The organism is Streptococcus sp. STC1396, assembly GCF_058933875.1.
The window spans coordinates 13,398-29,642 of sequence record NZ_JBZYCU010000025.1 but is presented as its reverse complement, the minus strand read 5'-3'; the positions used below and the strand labels follow the sequence as shown (position 1 = coordinate 29,642).

Below are 16,245 nucleotides of genomic sequence, written 5' to 3'. Positions count from 1 at the left end.
CGATAACATTGTCGTATTTTTATACTCATGCTCAAGGCGATATTTTGGGGTACTCGTCGGTAGAGTGGATTAGTTTGTCCCGCGAAAGTGAGATTCAAGAAATTATCAACCACAAAGCCCTCACTTATATTATACTTCTAAATGAGGGCTGTTTTCTTTATTTTCGTGTTTCTGTGGGTGACGGCTATATCGTCATGGCTGTCTGTCCCACTCTCTTTTATCATCTTGATTGATTTCCTTTGTTATTTGCCTTTTAAAGCTACTGTCAACTCGACACAGGCTTCTCCTTGGTCTGGATTGAGCAAGGTCAGACAACCACTGTGCAAGAGAGCTACCTGCTTAGAAAGGGCTAAGCCGATACCATGATGGGGATTAGCTGAATTGCGGCTTTGGTCACTCTGGTAAAAGAGTTGTTCTCCTACTGCCAGATTCTCCTGAGAAAAGGCCTGCCTTGCGACAAGTTTCTTTTCTCACTTTTCGACTACATCCCAGAGTTGGCGGATACTTTTTTTCTGCACGGGATCGACAAAGTGTGGGGCGATTTCCACCAGAGATTGCAAGACAAAAGCTCGTTCAGCCACATAAGGATGAGGAACAATCAGGTCCGGACTATAAAACTCTTCTTGTCCTATGTAAAGGATATCTAGATCAATCACACGCGGTCCCCATTTGATCTCCCGCACGCGCCCTAGTTCCGCTTCGATAGCCAGCAGGGTCTGCATTAATTCCTCAGGATTGAGCCAAGTTTCAACTTCAACAACTTGATTGAGAAACGGATCCTGCTCAACACCACCCCAAGGCTCTGTCTCGATACGACTTGATGCCTGCAAAATTCTTATATTTTGCTCTACCATTTTTTCCAAAGCAGCATCCAGATTGGCAGCTGGGCTACCTTGATTGCTGCCCAGAGCGATAAAGGCTTTCCGCTTTTGACGAACTAGCTTGACTGAGCAGGTCTCTAAAGGCAGCGGCACTGGTGCCCAAGGCTTCTTGACCTCCAAGCTGACCTTCTGCACTAAAGGATGGGTCAGAAAAATCTGATCAATCAGCTTGTAAGCCAGCGTCTCAATCAAGTCCTCCTTGCTTTCCTGACACCAGTGGGTCAAATCTTGAGCCAATTCTCCATAGTGGATAGAAGCTGTCAGGTCGCCTGTTTTGGCCGCTCGAGTCATATCATAGTCCAAAATCAGATCCAGCACAAAACGCTGGCCCAGTTCTTTTTCCGCTCCAAAAACACCATGATAGGCGTACACTTCCAAATCCTTAATCCGTAGCTGATCCATGACTATCCTCTCCTTATTGTCAAGTCCTTAATGCCCCATCAGTTTGTAAGCTTCATTTTTCAGATCCTTGTCCGTCGCTAAAATGCCGCGCGCCGCTGTAGTAACCGTTGCAGTGCCAGGCTTTCTGACTCCGCGCATATTCATGCACATGTGCTCAGCTTCCACCCAGACCAAGGCTCCCTGAGCACCTAGATAGTCCATCAAGGCCTCTGCAATCTCTACGGTCAATCGCTCTTGAATCTGCGGTTTCTTGGCATAGACCTCTACCGTTCGGGCCAGCTTGGACAAGCCTGCTACCCGCCCATTAGGCACATAGGCGATATGAACCTTCCCGTAAAATGGCAGGAAGTGGTGCTCACACATGGAATGAAAGAAAATATCCTTCTCCACTACCATATTATTGTCAATGATTTCAAAAGACTTGGCCAAATGCTCCTCAGCCGTCTCGCCCAGCCCAGCAAAGATTTCCTGATACATCTTGGCAATGCGCTGAGGTGTCTCCTGCAAACCTTCTCGGCTTCCGTCTTCGCCAATCGCCTCAATAATCTGGGCAACAGCCGCTTCAATTTTCTTCGTGTCCATATTCACTCCTAGATTCTTTTTCTTTGTCAATGATATAGGCCCTAACCTGAGCTAGGAAATAAAGGGAGCCCGTAATCAGCAAGAGCTCATCGTTCCTATGCTCAGCTTTCAAATAAGCCTCTAAAAAGTCCTGCCAATCAGCATAGTTCAAGCCCTGCTCGCAAGCCAGCGCCTCCATTTTTTCTTTGGAAAAGCTCCGTGGATCTGCAAAACTGGTCAAAATCAGCTGACTCTTAGGTACTTGCTTGAGTTGACCTACCATTTCCTCCAGAGACTTGGTCTGGATACAGCTAAAAAGGATTCTCTTATCCAAGTCTGGATAATGTTGGTTCAAAGTCCTCGTCAATCTCTCCATAGCATGAGAATTGTGGGCGCCATCGAGAATGATGCGAGGCTGGTGCGAAATCTGCTCCATCCGCCCCGGCCAGTTTGTCGCCAGTAAAGCAGTGTCTATTTGCTCTTTTGTTAACAACGGTAGCTGCTTGCTCTGACAATAGAGGTCACAGAGCTGAATCGCCAAACCAGCATTATCTACCTGATGTTGTCCCAACAAAGGCGTCTGGTAATGCTCCGCCTCCCGATGAGTATTGGAAAAGCTAAAATGCTCTCCTGAGTCAGTCCCGCCCAAGCTCTGAACTTGATAAGACTGTCCACAAACATAGTGAGGCGCTTGCATTTGATGAGCCTTGCCCTCTATGACTGCTAGAGCTTCTGGCTCAATCCGTCCAGTCACTAAGGGCACATTTGGCTTGATAATCCCAGCTTTCTGCTCGGCAATTGCTGCCAGAGAATGCCCCAGCAGAGCCACATGATCTAAGCCAATGGTCGTAATGGCTGTCAAATCAGGGCGGCAGACATTGGTACTGTCCAAGAGGCCGCCCATGCCGACCTCCATAATGGCCACATCGACCCGCTCCTGAGCCAAATAATCATAGGCCAAAGCCGTCATGATTTCAAACTCAGTCACTCCCTGCAAAACCTCATCATTCGCTTGCTCCGCAAAGAGAGCTCGATAAGTCTCTAGCAGGCGCTCCAAATCTTGATTGGGAATTGGACGACCATTGATGGCGATTTGCTCATTGTAGCTGATCAGATAGGGAGAGGTAAAGGTTCCCACACGCAGACCTCGCATTTCCAAGAGTTGACGCAGATGGGAAATGGTTGAGCCCTTCCCGTTGGTCCCTCCTATATGAATCACTGACAGCTGCAAATGGGGATTTCCCCGCAGCGCCAGCATCTGCTCCATCCGCTCCAAGCCAAAATTAGGACTATCCGTCCGATAGGCTTCCAGCCAGCTTAAATCTGGCAATTCTTCTTTTATCATACTCACTTATACTGCCGTAAATTTAGATCTTCCATTTTCTGAGCCAGTCGAATAGCATCGCCAATCTCGGCTGCCATTCGGTGGACTCCCACATCATGCACTCGGACAGCCTCGACACCCTGACTAGCTGCAATGCTGGTCAAATGAGCTGAAGCCAGATCTCTATTTTGAAAACCAGCTTCCGTCTCTGGGTCGGTTTCAAAACCATTTTCCTCCAAGATATTGACTAAAAAGCGTTTGCGAGAGACCCCCAGAAAAATGGGAAAGCCAGCCCGATGAATGCTATTCAGTTTCTGTAAGAGCAAGAGATTTTCCCGCTTGGTCAAACCAAAACCAATCCCTGGATCCAGCATAATTTGCTCCTTCTCCAGACCAGCTTTCTCAGCTCTTTCCAGTGTCTTTTCAAAAAATGCCCACATGAGAGCCTGAATATCCAGCTGCTCAAAATTTGCTAATTCTGACTCCGTAAAAGCAGGTCCAAAGCCAAAAGTCGGAAAGATTTTCGAGCTAGCATGTTGGGGCCGAGCCATGACTGGGTTGAACATGGCAATAACTGGTGCTCCAGCCTTGGCAGCCAAAACTGCCATTCTCTCATCACCCAAGAGTCCCGTGATATCATTGATGATATTGGCTCCAGCGGCCAAAGCTGCTTCTGCAACTGGTGCCTTCCAAGTATCCACAGAAATGAAGATATCAGTCTCCCGGCGAAGAGCCTCAATGACCGGCACCACTCGTTCTATTTCAGCCTCTATTTCCACAAAATGGCTACCTGGACGAGTCGACTCACCGCCGATATCCAGCAGATGAGCTCCTTGAGCTCTCATCTTTCGAGCCTGCTCCAGAGCCTTTTCCACCGAATCATATCTGCCCCCATCCGAAAAGGAATCTGGGGTAACATTGAGAATCCCGCAAAGGGCCGTCTTGCCTTCAGGGGCAAGCTGTCTTAGATTTATCATATTTCCTTTCCAATGCTGCCTCTTAACAAAAAGGGTACACCTATCTAGTGTACCGCAAAGCTAACAGCAGATGCAGCAGCAGTTTTATAAACTGCACTTGTTCCTACAAGCAGCCCTTTCAGACTCTTGTTTCACTTATCATTTTACCACAATTCTACCATTTAAGAAAACACTTTTTACAAACAGAAGGGCAAAAGACCGAGAACGATAATATTTCGGATGACATGAGCCAGCAAGGACAGCTCCAATGGCTGCACCCACCCTTTTAACAGCTGAACAAAACATGTTCCTAACCCAAGATAAAGAAGAAAACACGACAATTCTCCAGGATTTCGAAAAAGAGAAAAGAGAGCAATCCCTAGCACAAGCCCCCAATTTTCTCGATAGCTCATCCGCACTTTTAGCGTAATTTTCTTGGCAGTCAGTGGTGAGGAGATAAATAAATCCATGCCCAGCAGCAATAATGAGGAAGAGAAAAAACTGTCTGAGAACATTTGCTGTACGGGTGCTAGCAGCGAGGTCTCCCAACCACAGAGAAGAACCACACCCACTGCATTGGCTGCAATCATCAAAAAATAAAGACAGCGCAAGTGCTGAAATCGTTCTGAAGAGCGCACTTCTTCCTTAAAATCCTCTAGCTCATGTGAAAAATAAAAGGCATAACACAAGAGACAGAGAATCAGGCCAAGGATAAAGAGAAAACTAGGCCTAGATAAGACTAGCCGATTCGACACTGGTTGGGCCAAAAGCAGCAAGCTTGCTTGAGTCAACATCGCCACTAATAAAATTTGAATCATTTTTTGTAATCTGAGCATAATCTCCCTTTCACTCCCTAAAGCTGAACTATAACTTTAATTATAATGAAAAAGGATTAGCATCTTAGCTGTCTATCCTAAAAAAACACTTTTTAACCCTAAAAGGTCAAAAAGAGGCCAAAAATGACCTCTTCATCTCTCAACTGACTATCATTAGCGCTTCATGGCCAACATGATTAGGATAGCGAGGCCATTACGCAACATATGGGCTAAAATCCCCATTTCCAGACGCTTAGTCTGATAAACTACAAATGCCAGAACTCCACCCATACCAGCATAAAGGACAAAACTGCCAATATTGGTCGGACCGTGGAAAAGACCAAAAAGAACTGAGCCGACCACCAAACCAATCACATCATGCTTAGGAAATAACTTTTTCGGAATCAAGCCACGGAAAATAATTTCCTCTAAAATCGGTGCTGAAAAGACAGCTCCCACAACAACCAAAACAACTGGCATATGCTGAAATAAACCTTCTAAAGCAGCTTGATTGGCTGTCGTTCCTGAAAGCTGACCTTCTAAAATCAAAATAATCACTGCCAAAATACTAACCCCAAAAGTCATCAGATAAGACAGAGCCAGCCAGCCGACTGATGACCATTTGAAAAATCGAAAATCTAAGGTCAGCAAGGCCTCTTTCTTGGCCATTCGCAGGGCATAAAAGATAATGAGTAAATAAATCATCAAGACAAGCAAGGTCTGCCCCATTGAAAAACCTTGCCCTCCTTCTTTAAACTGTTGAATCACTACAAAAGGGACCTGAGTTTGCAAAGCCACAAACAAAACAAGTAAACTATATTCTATTTTTTTCAAAAAACTTTTCATACTTTCCTCCTATTTTCTTAGTATAGCGAAAATTTCCCATCCTGTACAGCTAATTTCTAAATATGTTGCTAAAAGCAAGTGAGACAGATGTCCATGATTGCTACGCAATCACTTGCAAACGGATGAAAACAAATCAAAAGCCCTCATTAGGCCTATAATCCTAGTGAGGGCTTTGTGGTTGATTATTGATTCTTAAAACGTTCTACATCACGCGCAATGACCAATTCTTCATCTGTCGGAATGACCAGAACCCTTACTTTAGCAGCTTCTGTTGAGATGTCTCCTGTTGCACCAAAGACATTCTTTTCGGGATCGACATCGCAGCCAAACCAAGAAATTCCTTCGATAACCATTCGACGAATCGTTACAGAGTTTTCGCCAATCCCAGCTGTAAAGATGATTGCATCTGCTCCATTTAAAACCGCTAAGTATTGGCCAATATATTTCTGGATTCGATCTACAAAGATCTCATTGGCCAACTGAGCTTTCTCATCACCTGCACGCATCGCCGCATGAATATCCCGCATATCACTTGATCTTTCAGAAACGCCCAAAAGTCCAGATTCGCGATTCAGGATACGACTGATGTCCTCCGGCGTATTAAAATCATCTGTATGTTGTATTAAATATGGAATAATCGCTGGATCAATATCCCCCGTGCGCGTTCCCATCATAATACCACCAAGCGGAGTGAATCCCATAGAAGTATCTACTGAAATTCCCTTATCAACTGCTGTGATAGAAGCTCCATTCCCGATATGGCAAGTAATCAGTTTTAATTCTTCAATCGGTTTACCCAATACTTTCGCAGCTTCGTGGGCGACATATTCATGGCTGGTACCATGCGCCCCATATTTCCGAACCTTGTTTTCAGTATAATATTTCGTTGGCAACGGGTAACGATAAGCCTTTTCTGGCATCGTTGTGTGGAAAGAAGTATCAAAAACCACGACGCTGGTAATATCAGGCAAGATTTCTTTGAAAGCACGGATTCCCGCAGCATTTGCTCCATTATGAAGAGGAGCCAAAAGAGCTAATTCTTCGACTTTTTCAATGACTTCTTCATCTACCAGAGCTGATTCCTTGAAATATTCCCCACCTGCCACGACACGGTGGCCAACACCTGTAATTTCGTCATAAGACTGGATAATATCAAAGCGCATCAAGTCATCTAATAGGATTTTCACAGCCTGAGTATGGTCAGAAATATCTAAAATTTGCTTTTCTGAACGGCCGTTAAATTTTACTGTAGAAATAGAATCCTTGAGACCGATCCGTTCAATCAGGCCTTTTGCGAGCACTTCTTCTTCTGGCATCAAATAAAGCTGCCATTTCAAACTCGAACTTCCAGCATTAATAGAAATAGTTTTTGACATTTCGTCACCTCTTTAAGCGTTTTCAAACCTATTATATCAAAAATTTGTTTAAATTTCACTATCTTTGCGCCAGTTTTGAAAACTTTCCCGAAATTTCAAAATCTCATTCTGGCTCTGCAAATCCTGTAGGAGATAGATAAAAGGCTGAATGTCTGTCTCTTCTTGTTTCCTTAAGACAAAAAGTGTCTTGGCATGCTGACTGCTTGAGAAAATAGTTTCTGGTAGGACAATCATCGCAAAAAGCTGGGCTTTGGAAAGCAACCATTTTTTAAACAAGTGACTTTGCTTACTCGTCAGCAGATCATTTGGTGCGAGAAAGATAGCATAGCCTCCCGGCTTCAAATATTTCAGCGACTGCTCGATCAAGAGATGATGGGCGTACGTATGCTCCTCCGGGCTGGCAACCTCATAACGGTCTGCAACTGCATCATCTGGATAATAGCCCACTGGCAAATCACTGATAATCAGATCACTTTCTTTCAGAACCTGAGGCCGCACAGCATCACCTTGGGCAAAATGTGCCTTGGAATTCATGACCTCAGCAATGCTAGCGGACAAATCAATCAGTAAATCGTCAATTTCCAAACCTAGATAATCAATATTTTTTTGAGTATGATTGAGAATGGTCTCAGCCAGATTTCCCATACCGCTTCCAATTTCGAGAAGATCGACCTTTTCACCTTTTGCCAGCTGGTCAATCAAAAAACTAATCAACAAACCGATCGAATCAGGCGTGAATTGATGATTGGCTTGAAGCGGCTCTGTTTGAGAGGCCTTCATAAAAATAAACTGATAGGCCCGACGCCACTCTTCCTTAGTCAAATGCAAAGCGCGAAGCTTCTCGTTATTTTTCAGAATTTCTTGTAAATCGGTATCCCCGTCCAGATAGATCCCATTCTGCTCAATCAAGGCATCGTAAAAATTGGTTGCCAGAGCATTTTGGATATTTTGCACATTTTCTAAAATCAAGTTGTAAGCTCGTTCTATCTTTTCAAATTTCATGGCATCCTCCGTTGTCTTATGATACCAAAAAGAAGACGTCTTTCCAAGGGGGATCGGATTACAAATCTTTTACATTTCTATCACTTACGGTTTTTGTCGATTGAAAACAAATGTTCTTCATTTTCTTTAGCATTTTTTGTCTTCGTTTCTGCCTCCTTCTTATTTTCAAAATAGAAAGAATAGCTCTTCTGATTGGCGAGTTGGCTACTGACCTCCAGCATTTTCCCCTGCTGGCGATAATGGGTGCTCCCTTGGTCAAATGCTAACTGACCGCTATCATCTGTGACGGTATCCTTGGTCAAAACAGCCAAAGCATAGGCCTCTGTTCGCTCCCGATTGGCTTGAAACAAGCGTTGATTGGTCACCTGCCGATTCAGATAAAACTGCAAAATTAAGCTGAAGACCGCTGCCATGAAGAGGGCATAAAGCAAGATGCCTGCCTTAACTTTTATCTTGCACACGATAGATGTACTCTCTTTCTAAATCATTGTCAAACCGGAAGCGAAAGCGGACAAGGTCTCCCTCCTGACTGACCGGAGCAGCTTTAAGTCCATAAATCATAGGCTGATAACCACGCCCTGAAGCATCCGTTTTCCGGAAATCATCACCCCGAGATTTGCCCAAAGCCAGATTCTTGCCATCCTGTTTGATATAGATTTTGTCGTTTTCGACCCGGTCAAATTGGCTGCGTGATAGCTCTGTCTCTAACTGATCGACAAATAAGAGCCATTCCTGCTGCTTATTTTCCTGTTGATGTCGTAGTTCAAAAGCCAAAAGCTTAGTCATAGACTGAAAAACTAACATCCCACCACTCAAAACCAGCAGGGCAACTAAAGTCTCTAAAAGTGTAAAAGCTTTGATTCTAACGTTTTTTAACACTGAGCACCTTCTCCTCCTGATGATAAACGGTTAATTGTCGGTCGGTCTTGACCTGGCGGACCGTGATGCCATTGACTGTCAGACTTTCCTGCCCCGTCTGCATGGCCATCCGAGCAACCCGCAGCACTTCCTCCTCCTGCAATAAACGAGTCTGTTCCTGCCGCGACTGACTAATCTGCCCAAGCAGGAGGCTGGCAATAGCTGCAAAAACCGCCATTGCTACCAGAGCCTCCAGCAAAATGCTAGCCTTCATTCGTCGTCTTTTTAAATTTTCCATTGCCCATATAAAGCTGGTAAACAACTTTTTTATCCTCCGTTTGAAAAACAATCTTGCTGAGCGAAGAATTCCCGCCAGCCTGATCAAACTGAATGGTCTGAGGAGCATGCTCCTGCAAGGTCTTGGGAAATTCCACCTGCTGGTAGCCATTGGAAATCTTACGGTCCGAAATGGTCAGCTTTATCTTTTCATGCCCAGCCAGACTCAGCTTTTGACTCTCCTGATAAAGATGCTCAAATTCCATGAAAAATAACTGCTCCTGCACTTGATTGAAACCAGCCTGAACAGAGCTAGATAGACCTAATAAAATAAAACTGACCACAAATAAAGTCAAGAGACTTTCCAGCAAGGTAAAAGCTTTAATCCGCAACTGCACGAGCTTCACTACTGTTTTTTCCATAGTAAGCCTTATAGGATGCCACCTGCTTATCGGTAATCCGACCATCAGCAACCAATTTTCCTAGAGTAGCTTTTTCATTAACATTCTTCAATTCATAAAGCTCAGCCTGACTTTCTACCACCTTGACTACGGCCGCATCGCCGCTTTCTGAGATAGTATCCTTTTGCTTAGTCAAATTCGGAACAAACAAGAGCATCAAGACGCTGATGATTAAAAGAACGACTAACATTTCCACCAAAGTAAAAGCTTTAACCTTCAAAGTTTTTAATTTTTTCATAATTGAATCTCCATATTTTGATAAATAGGCAACAACATGGCTGCATAGAGCAAAACGATCACAAGGGCGACAAAGACAAATACGAGAGGCTGTATCAGATTCATGGCACGGTTGATTCCCAGGAAAAACTCTTCCCAAGTCTTTTCGGCATACAATTCCAATTCGTCACCCAACTTGGACTTGACCTCACCGTATTCGATAATGAGAGCTAGCTCTTTCTTAAAGAAGGGATAAGTGCTGACCTTCTCGGCGTAGCCCTGACCTGCACCTAAGGCCGTCTCCAAGTCTCGCCCCAGCTCCTGAAAGAGCTGAGACGGCTGGTCCTGCATGATGAGAAAGATCTGGCTTAATTCCAGCCCTTGACCAATCATATTGCCCCATTCACGCGCATAGTAGGCTGTCAGATAGGCCCGCACTAAGGTACCAACAAGAGGGACCTTGGCCAAACGACTGAAAAATCTCATCTTAGAGCTCTTGCGATAATAGAACCAGCCACCGCAAATCACCAAGCAAAACGCCAAAACATTTCCCAGAAAGATCTGCGGTAGATGGTGAATGAACTGAGTAGCCATATTTTGACTATCCAGCTGAGGCAGAAGGTAGTTACGCAAGCCTAGCATAATCAGCACTAGAAACCCAAGCAGCATCAAGGGATAAGTCCCCACCTCAATCAATTTCTTACGGACCTTGGATAGATTTTCCAGATAATCCTCGATTTTACCCAAACTAAGATTTAGATTTCCATGCAGCTCTGACAAAGATAGCTGGGTGACCACATTATCTGAAAAGCCCAAACGCTTCATCATCTGCGAAAACGACTGGCCAGCAGCCAAACCCGAACGCATTTCCGCAACATAGGCCTCTTCTAAAAGGGCACTCCGCCGTAGAAAATCGACAATTTCCGCCAGATGAAAACCGCTGGTAAAGAGATTGCGAAACAGCTCGATAATCTTCTTTTGCTTAGGCGTAGATAATTTTTTCTGCCTGCCTTTGATCAGCTGTGATATGTCCATCTGCAAAAAGCTGGTCAATCTGCTGGTTCCAGAGATTGGCTTCGTGCTTTTGATAGTCTTGGTTGACAAAGTCGATCACACCTCCTCCCCCGATTAAGCGCTGGTAACAGACGCCCTGTAACACCATGCGCAGCTCATCCTCACTGACACCCAGCTCCAGCAGGCGCTCATACACTCCGCGAATGCTCTTAGCATGGATAGTTGAAAAGACCGTTGCCCCTGTCAAACTAGCCCTTACCACCGCACGAGCCGTTTCTTGATCGCGGATTTCACCGATAATCAAGAGGTCCGGCCTGTGACGCAGAGACAGCTTGATGAGGCTATCGTAGGTCATCCCAATCGTTTCATTCAGCTGAAGCTGGAGCATGTTTTCCTGCTTGATTTCCACAGGGTCTTCGATAGACATGACCTGTTGTTGCCCAAATTTCATCTGAGCCAGCTGGTGCATCAGAGTCGTCTTTCCACTACCAACTGGTCCTGAAAACAGATAAAGGCCACGAGAATGTACTTTTTCACGAAGAGCAGGCAGATTGTCAAACCAAAAACTCAGCTCACGCTCCTCATCGTGCAGGAGCCGAATCACCAGACTCTCATAGCCACGATAATCCCCGACAGTCGACAGACGAAGCGAAACTGTAACATCTCCACAATCATAATCGCAGGAACCTAGCTGACTGCGCCTCTTCTCCCCTACATTCATGCCTGATACAAACTTAAAGTGGCTGATGACCGATGATAATAAATCAAAATCATAGGTTTGAATGAAACGCCGCTCATCACCCACTCGCATATAGAGCTCATAGCAAGAGCTCTTGGGAATCAGATAAAGATCTTGGGCCGCTTCCTGCCTAGCCGACTGAATCATTTCCTTTGCAATTTCTTGAACCATAAGTCCTCCTTACCTTATTATTCGCAAAAGAAAAAAGAAAAGGCTGAGAAAAATCCCAACCTTCATATTTTATTCTATTTTTGAATTGTTTTAATCCTCACAGGGCAGGCCCGATGGTTTTCTGTCCCATTTTGCTTAATATAACCTGGACGGAATTTATCCTTAGAAATCCGACACTCATTTTCCAGTAAAAAGAGGGAATGATATTGCTGAATATCTTCATTGCATTCTTCACACCATCTTTTCTCCTTTGGATCCCAAAAAATAGTCATTAAATCACTGCGACTTCTATAAAATGGTGAGCACGCCACCATCTCCTCCCAGCGGGATTTATAATATTTCAAAGCATCATAATAGTCTGCGAACTGCCTTTTCTCGATAATATCGCTTTCCCAGCCTTCCAAAAACCACCAAGGCTCACAATCCCCAAACATTTCTATTACACAGTACATACGCATCCTCTCTTTGTACCGTATATTATATATAAAATCCTTTGATAATGAAACTATTTTGCTTACAGCTTGGACAAAGTTTTATTTTTGTACAAAAAGCACAGATATCACTGCAGGAGCAGGTGTTCATAAAGACTTCAAGACATAGCCTGCTGGTCTCTTTCAGAGTAAAAAAGGAGAAGACCAAACTGATCCTCTCCAATTCTTAGCTGACAGCAACCTATGACAGTTGACAAAGAGCTACATTATGATTCTACAGTTGTTTCAACTTCTTCAGTCTCAGCTGTTTCCACAACTTCATCAATGATTTCAACTTCATTGATTGCTTGTGGTTCCAAGTTACGGTATCGAGCCATACCGGTACCAGCTGGAATAATCTTACCGATGATAACATTTTCTTTGAGTCCGAGCAGATGGTCTTTCTTACCACGGATAGCAGCATCTGTCAGGACACGAGTTGTTTCCTGGAAGGAAGCCGCAGACAGGAAGCTGTTTGTCTCAAGGGAAGCTTTAGTGATTCCCATGAGAACTGGACGGGCTGTCGCAGGCACACCGCCTGAGATAACCACATCACGGTTAGCATCTGTAAAGTCTGTAATATCCATGAGAGTTCCCATAAGAAGATCGGTATCTCCTGGATCCATGACGCGCACCTTGCGGATCATCTGGCGAACCATTACTTCGATGTGTTTGTCACCGATTTCTACCCCTTGGCTACGGTAAACCTTTTGTACCTCAGCAAGCAGATAGGTTTCAACAGACAAGACATCGCGGACAGCCAGCAAGTGCTTCGGCTGGATAGAACCTTCAGTCAAGGCAGCACCGCGAGAGACTTGGTCGCCCACTTCAACCTTCATGCGAGCTGTAAATGGCACCACATATTCACCTTCACCAGTTGCACCTTTGACAAATACCTTCTTGGTACGAGTTGAAGCATCTTCTTCGATAGCAGTAACTTCACCCTTGACTTCTGTGATGACCGCTTCCCCTTTCGGATTGCGGGCTTCAAAAATTTCTTGGACACGAGGAAGACCTTGAGTGATATCGGTATTAGAGGCAACACCACCCGTGTGGAAGGTACGCATAGTCAGCTGTGTACCAGGCTCCCCGATAGACTGGGCAGCGATGGTTCCGACTGCTTCACCGACTTCAACTGCATCACCAGTTGCCAAGTTGATACCGTAACAGTGACGGCAGACACCGTGGCGGGTGTTACATGTAAAGACGGAGCGGATGGTCACTTCTTCAACACCAGCATTAACGATTTCACGTGCCTTATCTTCTGTGATCAATTCATTTGGACCAATAATGATAGCACCAGTTTCTGGATGTTTAACTGTTTTCTTAGTGTAACGACCATTGAGACGCTCTTCCAGAGATTCGATCATTTCCTTGCCTTCTGTGATAGAAGTGATGAGCAAACCACGGTCTGTGCCACAGTCGTCCTCACGGATAATCACATCTTGGGCCACGTCAACCAAACGACGAGTCAGGTAACCTGAGTCGGCTGTCTTAAGGGCCGTATCGGTCATACCCTTACGAGCACCGTGGGTTGAGAAGAACATTTCCAGAACGGACAGACCTTCACGGAAGTTAGACAAGATTGGCAACTCCATGATACGTCCATTTGGCGCAGCCATCAGACCACGCATACCGGCCAACTGGGAGAAGTTAGAGATGTTACCCCGAGCTCCAGAGTCCATCATCATAACGATAGGGTTCTTCGGATCCTGATTGGCAACCAAACGTTTTTCCAATTTCTCACGAGCTGCCCGCCACTCAGCAGTAACTGCATTGTAGCGTTCGTCATCAGTAATCATACCGCGACGGAATTGCTTAGTAATTTGGTCCACGCGCTTGTGGGATTCTTCAATAATCTCAGCCTTGTCTTCAACAACTGGGATATCAGCGATACCCACTGTCAAACCAGCCAGAGTAGAATGGTGGTAACCTAGGTCTTTCAAGCGGTCCAACAGAGCAGATGTTTCCGTCGTGCGGAAGCGTTTGAAGATTTCAGCGATGATGTTTCCTAGATTTTTCTTCTTGAACGGAATATTTAGCTCTAGAGCTTCAATAGCAGATTTGATGTCTTTACCTGGCTCCAAGAAATATTTAGCTGGTACGCCTTCTGTCAAGTTAGCATTAGTTGGTTCTTGCAGATAAGGCAGTTCTTGCGGCATGATGTCGTTAAAGAGAATCTTACCTACCGTTGTCATGAGAATCTTATGCTTTTGGTCTTCTGTCCAAGGCTTATTCAGACTGTCCGTTGCAATACCAACACGGGTATGCAGGTGAACATAGCCATTACGGAGGGCCATAACCGCCTCATCCATATCCTTGAAAATCATACCTTCGCCTTCGCGGCCAGCTTCTTCCATGGTCAGGTAGTAGTTCCCCAAGACCATATCCTGAGATGGTGTTACAACTGGCTTTCCGTCTTTCGGATTCAAGATATGCTCAGCAGCCAGCATAAGGATACGAGCTTCAGCCTGCGCTTCTTCAGACAATGGTACGTGGATGGCCATTTGGTCACCGTCAAAGTCGGCATTGTAGGCTTCACAGACCAGTGGGTGCAAACGCAAAGCTTTACCGTCAATCAGAACTGGCTCAAAGGCCTGGATTCCCAAGCGGTGAAGAGTCGGTGCGCGGTTCAGAAGCACTGGGTGTTCCTTAATTACTTCTTCCAGAATATCCCAGATACGCTCATCTCCACGCTCTACCAAGCGTTTGGCAGCTTTTACGTTCTGCACGATGTCACGGGCAACGATTTCACGCATCACAAACGGCTTGAAGAGCTCAATCGCCATTTCACGTGGCACACCACATTGGTACATCTTAAGAGTTGGACCAACGGCGATAACGGAACGACCTGAGAAGTCAACCCGTTTACCCAGCAAGTTTTGACGGAAACGACCTTGTTTCCCTTTGAGCATGTGGCTCAGAGACTTGAGTGGACGACTGCCTGGTCCAGTAATTGGACGGCCACGGCGACCGTTATCAATCAAAGCATCAACCGCTTCTTGAAGCATCCGCTTCTCATTTTGAACGATGATGCCAGGTGCGTTCAACTCAAGCAAGCGAGCCAAACGGTTGTTCCGGTTGATAACCCGACGATAGAGATCATTGAGGTCAGAAGCCGCAAAACGACCACCATCCAGCTGAACCATTGGGCGCAAATCTGGCGGAATAACTGGCAGGATGTTAAGAACCATCCATTCTGGCTTATTGCCAGACTTGTAGAAAGCATCCAAGACATCCAAACGACGAACAGCCTTGACCCGTTTTTGGCCTGAAGCAATTTTCAATTCTTCTTTGAGGACAGCAATTTCAGCTTCCAAGTCCACTTGTTTCAAGAGGTCTTGAATAGCTTCTGCTCCCATTTTGGCTACAAATGAGCCTGCACCGTACTCGCGTAAACGTTCACGGTACTCACGTTCCGTCATGATTGACTTGTGCTCTAGCGGTGTATCCTTAGGATCAATCACCACATAAGCCGCAAAATAAATGACTTCTTCCAGGGCACGAGGGCTCATATCTAGAGTGAGCCCCATGCGGCTTGGAATTCCTTTAAAGTACCAAATATGTGAAACAGGTGCCTTCAACTCGATATGACCCATACGCTCACGGCGAACCTTGGCGCGGGTTACTTCAACACCACAGCGGTCACAGACGATTCCTTTGTAACGAATCCGTTTGTACTTACCACAGGCACATTCCCAGTCCTTGGTTGGACCGAAGATCACTTCATCAAAAAGGCCTTCGCGTTCTGGTTTCAGGGTTCGGTAATTGATTGTTTCAGGTTTCTTCACTTCCCCATAAGACCATGAACGGACCTTATTGGGAGAAGCTAGGGTGATTTGCATACTTTTAAAACGATTTACATCAACCACTATTT

At 45.2% G+C, this 16,245-nt stretch carries 17 protein-coding genes and 2 pseudogenes; 1 reads left to right on the top strand and 18 read right to left on the bottom strand.

The window, feature by feature from the left end; translation table 11 throughout:
* Positions 1–233 (top strand): hypothetical protein (locus AC5FEC_RS08690; protein ID WP_493661931.1); only part of this gene is annotated, 233 nt, incomplete at its 5' end.
* 9 nt (positions 234–242) lie between these two features.
* On the opposite strand, the pseudogene AC5FEC_RS08685 reads toward AC5FEC_RS08690, so the two are convergent.
* From AC5FEC_RS08685 to rpoC, 18 genes and pseudogenes are all read right to left on the bottom strand, one after another.
* Positions 243–446 (bottom strand): annotated as a pseudogene (locus AC5FEC_RS08685) (ATP-binding protein); the annotation flags it as partial.
* Between the two features lie 24 nt (positions 447–470).
* A complete protein-coding gene (gene folK / locus AC5FEC_RS08680) occupies positions 471–1,283 on the bottom strand; it encodes a 2-amino-4-hydroxy-6-hydroxymethyldihydropteridine diphosphokinase (protein WP_493661930.1) in 813 nt (270 codons plus the stop codon).
* Between the two features lie 27 nt (positions 1,284–1,310).
* Complete coding sequence (gene folE, locus AC5FEC_RS08675; protein ID WP_217472437.1) at positions 1,311–1,865, bottom strand: GTP cyclohydrolase I FolE; 555 nt, start codon at positions 1,863–1,865, stop codon at positions 1,311–1,313.
* Positions 1,846–3,189, bottom strand: coding sequence for a bifunctional folylpolyglutamate synthase/dihydrofolate synthase (locus AC5FEC_RS08670; protein WP_493661929.1), 1,344 nt, complete (start codon positions 3,187–3,189; stop codon positions 1,846–1,848). Before AC5FEC_RS08670 ends, folE begins: the two co-directional genes overlap by 20 nt.
* A 2-nt stretch (positions 3,190–3,191) precedes the next feature.
* Positions 3,192–4,145 carry a dihydropteroate synthase gene (folP, locus tag AC5FEC_RS08665; protein ID WP_493661928.1) on the bottom strand — a complete coding sequence of 318 codons (954 nt, stop codon included), beginning with the start codon at positions 4,143–4,145 and terminating at the stop codon, positions 3,192–3,194.
* Positions 4,146–4,321: 176 nt separating this feature from the next.
* Positions 4,322–4,942, bottom strand: coding sequence for a hypothetical protein (locus tag AC5FEC_RS08660; RefSeq protein WP_493661927.1), 621 nt, complete (start codon positions 4,940–4,942; stop codon positions 4,322–4,324).
* A gap of 171 nt (positions 4,943–5,113) precedes the next feature.
* Positions 5,114–5,825: pseudogene (locus AC5FEC_RS08655) on the bottom strand (CPBP family intramembrane glutamic endopeptidase).
* Positions 5,826–5,967: 142 nt separating this feature from the next.
* Entirely contained in the window at positions 5,968–7,161 is a 1,194-nt protein-coding gene (locus tag AC5FEC_RS08650) for an acetate kinase (RefSeq protein WP_493661926.1), read from the bottom strand.
* 48 nt (positions 7,162–7,209) lie between these two features.
* Complete coding sequence (locus AC5FEC_RS08645) at positions 7,210–8,163, bottom strand: class I SAM-dependent methyltransferase (protein ID WP_304949293.1); 954 nt, start codon at positions 8,161–8,163, stop codon at positions 7,210–7,212.
* Positions 8,164–8,243: 80 nt separating this feature from the next.
* Entirely contained in the window at positions 8,244–8,624 is a 381-nt protein-coding gene (comGG, locus tag AC5FEC_RS08640) for a competence type IV pilus minor pilin ComGG (RefSeq protein WP_493661925.1), read from the bottom strand.
* Entirely contained in the window at positions 8,605–9,063 is a 459-nt protein-coding gene (gene comGF / locus AC5FEC_RS08635; protein WP_439655310.1) for a competence type IV pilus minor pilin ComGF, read from the bottom strand. The genes comGG and comGF overlap by 20 nt, the downstream gene beginning before the upstream one ends.
* On the bottom strand, positions 9,026–9,319 hold the full coding sequence (comGE, locus tag AC5FEC_RS08630; protein ID WP_187423908.1) for a competence type IV pilus minor pilin ComGE: 294 nt from the start codon (positions 9,317–9,319) through the stop codon (positions 9,026–9,028). The genes comGF and comGE overlap by 38 nt, the downstream gene beginning before the upstream one ends.
* Entirely contained in the window at positions 9,285–9,719 is a 435-nt protein-coding gene (comGD, locus tag AC5FEC_RS08625; RefSeq protein WP_217472450.1) for a competence type IV pilus minor pilin ComGD, read from the bottom strand. The genes comGE and comGD overlap by 35 nt, the downstream gene beginning before the upstream one ends.
* Complete coding sequence (gene comGC / locus AC5FEC_RS08620) at positions 9,679–9,996, bottom strand: competence type IV pilus major pilin ComGC (protein WP_493661924.1); 318 nt, start codon at positions 9,994–9,996, stop codon at positions 9,679–9,681. The genes comGD and comGC overlap by 41 nt, the downstream gene beginning before the upstream one ends.
* Positions 9,993–11,009, bottom strand: coding sequence for a competence type IV pilus assembly protein ComGB (gene comGB, locus AC5FEC_RS08615; RefSeq protein ID WP_493661932.1), 1,017 nt, complete (start codon positions 11,007–11,009; stop codon positions 9,993–9,995). Before comGB ends, comGC begins: the two co-directional genes overlap by 4 nt.
* Complete coding sequence (gene comGA / locus AC5FEC_RS08610) at positions 10,957–11,898, bottom strand: competence type IV pilus ATPase ComGA (RefSeq protein WP_493661923.1); 942 nt, start codon at positions 11,896–11,898, stop codon at positions 10,957–10,959. Before comGA ends, comGB begins: the two co-directional genes overlap by 53 nt.
* A gap of 74 nt (positions 11,899–11,972) precedes the next feature.
* On the bottom strand, positions 11,973–12,350 hold the full coding sequence (locus AC5FEC_RS08605; protein WP_493661922.1) for a DUF1033 family protein: 378 nt from the start codon (positions 12,348–12,350) through the stop codon (positions 11,973–11,975).
* A 245-nt stretch (positions 12,351–12,595) separates the two neighbouring features.
* Entirely contained in the window at positions 12,596–16,240 is a 3,645-nt protein-coding gene (gene rpoC / locus AC5FEC_RS08600) for a DNA-directed RNA polymerase subunit beta' (protein ID WP_493661921.1), read from the bottom strand.
* Between the last annotated feature and the right edge of the window lie 5 nt (positions 16,241–16,245).

Bases quoted from the DNA above. Each gene is read 5' to 3' on its own strand.
- AC5FEC_RS08605 (WP_493661922.1), bottom strand. From the start codon at position 12,350: ATGTACTGTGTAATAGAAATGTTTGGGGATTGTGAGCCTTGGTGGTTT.
- AC5FEC_RS08650 (WP_493661926.1), bottom strand. From the start codon at position 7,161: ATGTCAAAAACTATTTCTATTAATGCTGGAAGTTCGAGTTTGAAATGG.
- folP (WP_493661928.1), bottom strand. From the start codon at position 4,145: ATGATAAATCTAAGACAGCTTGCCCCTGAAGGCAAGACGGCCCTTTGC.
- folK (WP_493661930.1), bottom strand. From the start codon at position 1,283: ATGGATCAGCTACGGATTAAGGATTTGGAAGTGTACGCCTATCATGGT.
- folE (WP_217472437.1), bottom strand. From the start codon at position 1,865: ATGGACACGAAGAAAATTGAAGCGGCTGTTGCCCAGATTATTGAGGCG.
- comGB (WP_493661932.1), bottom strand. From the start codon at position 11,009: ATGGACATATCACAGCTGATCAAAGGCAGGCAGAAAAAATTATCTACG.
- comGC (WP_493661924.1), bottom strand. From the start codon at position 9,996: ATGAAAAAATTAAAAACTTTGAAGGTTAAAGCTTTTACTTTGGTGGAA.
- comGE (WP_187423908.1), bottom strand. From the start codon at position 9,319: ATGGAAAATTTAAAAAGACGACGAATGAAGGCTAGCATTTTGCTGGAG.
- comGA (WP_493661923.1), bottom strand. From the start codon at position 11,898: ATGGTTCAAGAAATTGCAAAGGAAATGATTCAGTCGGCTAGGCAGGAA.
- AC5FEC_RS08670 (WP_493661929.1), bottom strand. From the start codon at position 3,189: ATGATAAAAGAAGAATTGCCAGATTTAAGCTGGCTGGAAGCCTATCGG.
- AC5FEC_RS08660 (WP_493661927.1), bottom strand. From the start codon at position 4,942: ATGATTCAAATTTTATTAGTGGCGATGTTGACTCAAGCAAGCTTGCTG.
- comGD (WP_217472450.1), bottom strand. From the start codon at position 9,719: ATGGAAAAAACAGTAGTGAAGCTCGTGCAGTTGCGGATTAAAGCTTTT.
- AC5FEC_RS08645 (WP_304949293.1), bottom strand. From the start codon at position 8,163: ATGAAATTTGAAAAGATAGAACGAGCTTACAACTTGATTTTAGAAAAT.